This is a genomic window from Kocuria sp. SM24M-10 (assembly GCF_001027955.1).
Classification (GTDB): domain Bacteria; phylum Actinomycetota; class Actinomycetes; order Actinomycetales; family Micrococcaceae; genus Kocuria; species Kocuria oceani.
This window is the reverse complement of record NZ_LDNX01000022.1, coordinates 1-5,741: the sequence shown is the minus strand read 5'-3', so window position 1 is coordinate 5,741 and position 5,741 is coordinate 1. Positions and strand designations below refer to the sequence as shown.

5 protein-coding genes are annotated in these 5,741 nt (G+C 75.2%); 2 read left to right on the top strand and 3 right to left on the bottom strand.

Annotated elements, in window-relative coordinates; translation table 11 throughout:
• Positions 1-366 precede the first annotated feature (366 nt).
• Positions 367-2,394, top strand: a complete 2,028-nt coding sequence (dxs, locus tag ABL57_RS02435; RefSeq protein WP_047801857.1) for a 1-deoxy-D-xylulose-5-phosphate synthase — start codon at positions 367-369, stop codon at positions 2,392-2,394.
• Positions 2,395-2,399: 5 nt separating this feature from the next.
• Here dxs and ABL57_RS02430 read toward each other — a convergent pair whose 3' ends face one another.
• Positions 2,400-2,831 carry a Rieske (2Fe-2S) protein gene (locus ABL57_RS02430; protein ID WP_047801856.1) on the bottom strand — a complete coding sequence of 144 codons (432 nt, stop codon included), beginning with the start codon at positions 2,829-2,831 and terminating at the stop codon, positions 2,400-2,402.
• A 305-nt stretch (positions 2,832-3,136) separates the two neighbouring features.
• On the opposite strand from ABL57_RS02430, the gene ABL57_RS02425 reads away from it, so the two are divergent.
• The gene (locus ABL57_RS02425; protein WP_047801855.1) at positions 3,137-3,550 is read left to right on the top strand and encodes a hypothetical protein; all 414 of its coding nucleotides are present in this window, start codon (positions 3,137-3,139) and stop codon (positions 3,548-3,550) included.
• 159 nt (positions 3,551-3,709) lie between these two features.
• Here the strand turns inward: ABL57_RS02425 and ABL57_RS02420 are convergent, their stop codons facing one another.
• Together ABL57_RS02420 and ABL57_RS02415 are read right to left on the bottom strand one after the other, a co-directional pair.
• Positions 3,710-5,143 carry an HRDC domain-containing protein gene (locus tag ABL57_RS02420; RefSeq protein ID WP_371212456.1) on the bottom strand — a complete coding sequence of 478 codons (1,434 nt, stop codon included), beginning with the start codon at positions 5,141-5,143 and terminating at the stop codon, positions 3,710-3,712.
• Positions 5,144-5,195: 52 nt separating this feature from the next.
• A partial coding sequence (locus ABL57_RS02415) for a DUF3000 family protein (protein ID WP_047801854.1) occupies positions 5,196-5,741 on the bottom strand: 546 nt, incomplete at its 5' end.

The following is a 5,741-nucleotide window of genomic DNA, read 5'->3' as shown; positions in this document are numbered from 1 at the left end:
GGGCACCACCCCCAAGACGCTGAAGGTCACCGCCACGAAGGAGGACGGCTCCACGGTCGAGTTCGACGCGGTCCTGCGCATCGACACGCCGGGCGAGGCGGACTACTACCGCAACGGCGGGATCCTGCAGTACGTGCTGCGGCAGATCGCCAAGTAGCTCCCCGGGCGCGCTCCGGCGCCCCGGGGAAGCACGGGCGAGCGGTCGCCCGGTCCTGATCCAGGACGCACGAGGGGCCCGGTCCGGCGACGGACCGGGCCCCTCGTGCTGCCCGGGGGTGTCGGGGCGAGCGAGTAGGATCGGGGGAACGCGCCGCCCCGGCGACCCCGGAGCGGCCGACCACGACGCCGAGGAGTGCGGGAGGAAGCATGAGCGTGCTGGAACGGGTGTCCGGGCCCGAGGACCTCGCGGGGCTGACCCGCGCGGAGCTGACCGAGCTGGCCGCCGAGATCCGTGACTTCCTCGTCACCCACGTCTCCGCGACCGGGGGCCACCTGGGGCCGAACCTGGGGGTCGTGGAGCTGACCATGGCGGTCCACCGCGTCTTCGACTCGCCCAAGGACTCCGTGGTCTTCGACACCGGGCACCAGTCCTACGTGCACAAGCTGCTCACGGGACGCCAGGACTTCCGCACGCTGCGCCAGGAGGGCGGCCTCGCCGGCTACCCGGACCGGGCGGAGTCGGTGCACGACATCGTCGAGTCCTCGCACGCGTCGTCGTCCCTGTCCTGGGCGGACGGGATCTCCCGCGGCTACGCCATGACGGGGCAGTCCGACCGGCACACCGTGGTGCTCGTCGGGGACGGCGCGCTGACCGGCGGCATGGCGTGGGAGGCCGTCAACAACATCGCCTCCGACCGCGACCGCAAGGTCGTGCACGTGGTCAACGACAACGGCCGCTCCTACGCCCCCACGGTGGGCGGGTTCGCCAACCACCTGGCCGAGCTGCAGGCGAGCGTGCAGCAGGGCGTGGACGCGGTGCGCACCGACCGGCGCTACGAGCAGACCCTCGAGTCGGTGAAGAACCTGCTGAAGCACTCCGGGCCGGTGGGGGAGATGCTCTACCGGGGCCTGCACGGCATGAAGCAGGGCCTGAAGGACGTCGTGGTCCCGCAAGGGATCTTCGAGGACCTCGGCATGAAGTACCTGGGCCCGGTGGACGGCCACGACCTCGAGGCGGTCGAGCAGGCGCTGAGCAACGCCAAGAACTACGGCGGGCCCGTGATCGTGCACGCCATCACGGAGAAGGGCCACGGGTACGCGCCCGCGATCGCCCACGAGGACGACCAGTTCCACGCCGTGGGCGTCATCGACCCCGTCACGGGACGCTCCACCGCGACGAGCTCCGAGCGCAGCTGGACGGCCGTGTTCCGGGACGAGATCGCCCGGATCGCCGACGAGCGCGAGGACGTCGTCGGCATCACCGGGGCCATGCTCATCCCGGTGGGGCTGCAGAAGATGCAGGCCGCCCACCCCGACCGCGTGGTGGACGTGGGCATCGCCGAGCAGCACGCCGTGGCGATGGCCGCGGGCATGGCCTACGGCGGGCTCCACCCCGTGGTCGCCCTGTACGCCACGTTCCTCAACCGCGGCTTCGACCAGCTGCTCATGGACGTGGCCCTGCACCGGGCCGGGGTGACCCTGGTCCTGGACCGGGCCGGGGTCACCGGACCGGACGGGCCGAGCCACCACGGCATGTGGGACCTGGCGCTGCTCCAGATCGTCCCCGGGCTGCACCTCGCCGCCCCACGGGACGAGCCCACCCTGGTCGAGGAGCTGCGCGAGGCGGTGGCCGTCGGCGACGCCCCCACGGTCATCCGCTACCCCAAGGGGTCCGTGGGCACGCCCGTCCCGGCGGTCGAGCGGCTCCGCGACGGCGTGGACGTCCTCGCCCGCCGCGGTGGGGAGAGCGGCACCGAGGGGGCCCGCCGCGACGTCCTGATCGTCTCCGTGGGCGCCATGAGCGGGCTGTCCCTCGACGTCGCCGACCGGCTGGAGGCCCACGGGGTGTCCTCCACCGTGGTCGACCCCCGGTGGGTGCTCCCGGTGCCCGGGTCGGTCATCGAGCTCGCCGCCCAGCACCGGATCGTGGTCGTCGTGGAGGACGGGGTGCGCGCGGGCGGGATCGGCTCGAGGATCCGGCAGGAGATGCGCGCCGCCGGCGTCGACACCGCCCTCAACGAGGTCGGCCTGCCGACCCGGTTCCTCGCGCACGGCTCGCGCTCCCAGGTCATGGAGCGGGTGGGGCTGACCGCCCAGCGCGTCGCCCAGGACACGCTCGCCTCCGTGCTCGGCACCCGGGTGCCCTACGCCCGCCCGGTCGAGGCGGAGGACACCGAGGTCCTCCCCGACACGGCCCGGGACAGCACGTCGCTGCCGCGGCCGGGCCGGGGCTGAGCGGCTCAGCCCAGCACGATCCGGCCCTCCCGGACGGCCACCGGGTACGGCGTGAGCCCCGTCCGGGCAGGTCCGCCCCGGACCTCCCCGGTGGCGAGGTCGAGCTGCGAGGCGTGGCAGGGGCAGACGTAGAGCTGCTCCTCGGGCACGACCATGCAGCCCTGGTGCGGGCACACGGGGGAGAACGCCACGACGGTGTCCTCGGCGGGCCGGGCCACCACCGCCTGCACGCCGTCCCGGTCCACCTTGACGCCGGAGCCCACCGGCACGTCGCCGACCGCGCCCGCGTCCACGGACCGGGCGGGTCCGTCCGGAGGCCCGTCCTGGCCGCCGCAGGCGCTGAGTGCCGCCGCGGCGCCGAGGCCCGCGCCGGCCACGCCCAGGACCGTGCGCCGGGGCAGTGCCGTGGGGGCGGTGGAGGCGTCGGGCTCGGCCATGGTGGTCCTCTCGTCGGCGGTGCTGCGGGTGCACCGCCAGTCTAGGCGCCGCCGCCGACGGTCCGGCCGGAGCTCCACCGGTGCGGTCGAACGGTGCGGACGAACGGTGCGGTCGAGGAACGTGCTCGGGGCGTGCGCCCGGGCGGGGCGGGTGATCGCTCTCAGCGGAGACCGGCGGGAGCAGTGTCGGCCACAGCATGTGATCAGTAGGATGATGATGACAACAGACACCGGGGACGAGCCGTGCACCAGAGGCTCCGACCCGTCCCCGGCCGCCGCGCCGGGACGGACGGAAGGACAGCACCATGATCAAGCGACTCATCTTCGTGACCGGTTTCGGCGTCGGCTTCGTGGTCGGCTCGGCCTCGGGCCGCCAGAGCTACGAGGCCCTGAAGCAGAACGCCATGAAGACCTGGCAGGACCCCAAGGTGCAGGCGAAGGTCTCCGAGGGCACCGACTGGGTCAAGTCGGAGGTGCCCGTGGTCGGCGGCAAGCTCGCCGACTCCGCCAAGAAGGCCGCCGACACGGTGGGCACGAAGGCCTCGGACGCGTCCTCGACGGTCAAGGACAAGGTCTCCGGCTCCTCGGGCGGCACCGACGCGGCGACCGGCACCTCCACCACCGGCTACGCGGACCTGCAGACGGCGAAGCCGGTCACTCCGGAGAGCCCGCTGGAGCCCGCCGAGCCGCAGCCGGCCCCCGGCGACACCCATAGCTGATCCCAGCAGCCCCGTGACGGGCCCCGGCCGACGGCCGGGGCCCGTCGTCGTGCCGTCCCGCGCGGCGCCCGGCCCGAGACGGCACCGACCGGGGACGGCACCGACCGGGGACGGCACCGACCGGGGACGGCACCGGCCGGCCGCCGCAGGCCGGACCGTTCAGGCCGCGGGGGCTCCCTCGCCGCCGGCGGGAGAGTTACCGGTCCCGGGCTGCTCGTCCTGGATCTGCTCGCCCTGCACCTGCTCGGTCCGGGGCGGCTCGACCTGAGGGGGCCCGGCCTGGGGCTGCTGCTCGGCGTGGCGGGCGGCGCGCTTGCGGGCCCGCAGCTCCCGCCACGCCGCGCCGATGACGGGGGCCGTGAGCTGGACCTGCCAGCGGCGGGCGCCCAGGTCGCGCAGCCGGTCGGCCACCGCCTGGTCGCCGGTGCTCTTGGGCGGCTGCCAGCAGAACCGGCGCAGGTGCTCCGGGGTGAGCAGGTTCTCGGTCGGCAGCCCGTGCTCCTCCGCCAGCTCGGTCACGACCGGCTTGAGGACCTTCAGGCGGGCGGCGGCCTCGGGGCGCTTGGCCTCCCAGGCCTTCACGGGCGGCAGGGCGTCGGACCGCACGGTGACGGGAACGAGCTCGGTGGCGTTGCGGGCCTCGGCGATCGCCCGCAGCCACCGGGGAGCCTCCCGCGCGGCCTGCCGTCCGTGGAAGCCGGGGGTGGCCAGCAGCTGGGGCACGGTCCGCGGCATGGCGGAGGCCGCCGCCACGAGAGCCGCGTCCGGCAGCAGCCGGCTGGGGGAGAGGTCCTTGTGCCGGGCCAGCGCTTCGCGCTCCTCCCACAGCAGGCGCAGCGCGGTGAGCTGGCGACGGCCCTTGACCTTGGTGATCCCGGAGGTCCTGCGCCACGGGTCCTGGCGCGGCGGGGCGGGCGGAGCCGTGCGCACGGCCTCGAACTCCTCCAGGGCCCACTCGAGCTTGCCCTGCTCCCGGAGCAGGTCCTCCATCGCCCAGCGCAGCGGGATCAGCATCTCCACGTCGAGGGCGGCGTAGTTGAGCCAGTCCTGCGGCAGGGGCCGCTTGGACCAGTCGACGGCGGAGTGCTCCTTCGCCAGCGTGTAGCCGAGCAGCTCCTCCGTCTCGGCGGCCAGCCCCACCCGGCGGAGTCCGGCGATGCGCCCGCCCAGCTCGGTGTCGAACAGCTGGTCCGGCTCCATGTCCAGGGCCCGCAGCGAGGGCAGGTCCTGGGTGGCGGCGTGCAGTACCCACTCCACGCCGGCGAGCGCCTCGTTCAGCACGGCCAGCGACCCGGTGGCCTCGGGGTCGATCAGCACGGTGCCCACGCCCTCGCGGCGGAGCTGGACGAGGAAGGCGCGCTGGCCGTAGCGGAAGCCGGAGGCGCGCTCGGTGTCGATCGCGGCCGGGCCCGTCCCCCCGGCCACGGCGGCGGCGGCCCGCTCGAGCCCGGCCACGGTCTCGACGACGGGCGGGACGCCGTCGAACGGGGCCGCGAGGTGGACGCTGTCGGGGATCTCGTAGTCCTCGAATCCGGCGACCACCGGGGTCGGGGACTCGTCGGGCGCGGATCGGCGGTCGGCTGGGCTGGTCAAGGAGCGTCTTCGATTCTGTGTCGGCCCCGTCGGGGCGCGGTCGGTTCGGTGGTCAGCGGCGCGGGTGCAGCACGGTCACCCCGCGCGGGTAGGGCGGCAGGCCCGCGAACGCGCAGACCGTGTCCGCCCAGGCGGCGAGGTGCGGCTCCACGTCGGACCCGTGGGGCGTCCAGGACGCCCGCAGCTCGACGTCGGCCCCCTCGAGCTGGTCGCCGAGGGTCCCGAAGCCCTCGGCGAGGACCCGGGACGCGGTGCCGCCCTCCCGAGAATATCCGGCCCGGTGGCGCCGCAGGGACTCGAGCAGCCGGGTCCAGGCGAGCAGCCCGGCGGTGTCGTCGCACCCGACCTCCCGGCCCACGGCCGCCCGCGCCCAGGTGACGATGCGGAGGGGCCCGCCCCAGGCCTCGGGCTCGGAGGGGTCGAACAGCAGCACGAAGCGGCCCGCGGCCAGCTCGTCCGCCGGTCCCCGGTCCCCGAGCTCGTCGGCCGGGGAGGCCGTGCGCGGCCGGGGCGGGAGCGGGGTGCCGGGCTCCGCCGCCGGGCCGGCGGGCGGGGCCGGCGGCTGCCGCACCTCCGCGCGCACCGCGGCCGCGAAGGG

What these genes read in the sequence shown, in the direction of transcription:
- dxs (WP_047801857.1), top strand. Translation starts at nt 367, where the DNA reads ATGAGCGTGCTGGAACGGGTGTCCGGGCCCGAGGACCTCGCGGGGCTG.
- ABL57_RS02430 (WP_047801856.1), bottom strand. Translation starts at nt 2,831, where the DNA reads ATGGCCGAGCCCGACGCCTCCACCGCCCCCACGGCACTGCCCCGGCGC.
- ABL57_RS02425 (WP_047801855.1), top strand. Translation starts at nt 3,137, where the DNA reads ATGATCAAGCGACTCATCTTCGTGACCGGTTTCGGCGTCGGCTTCGTG.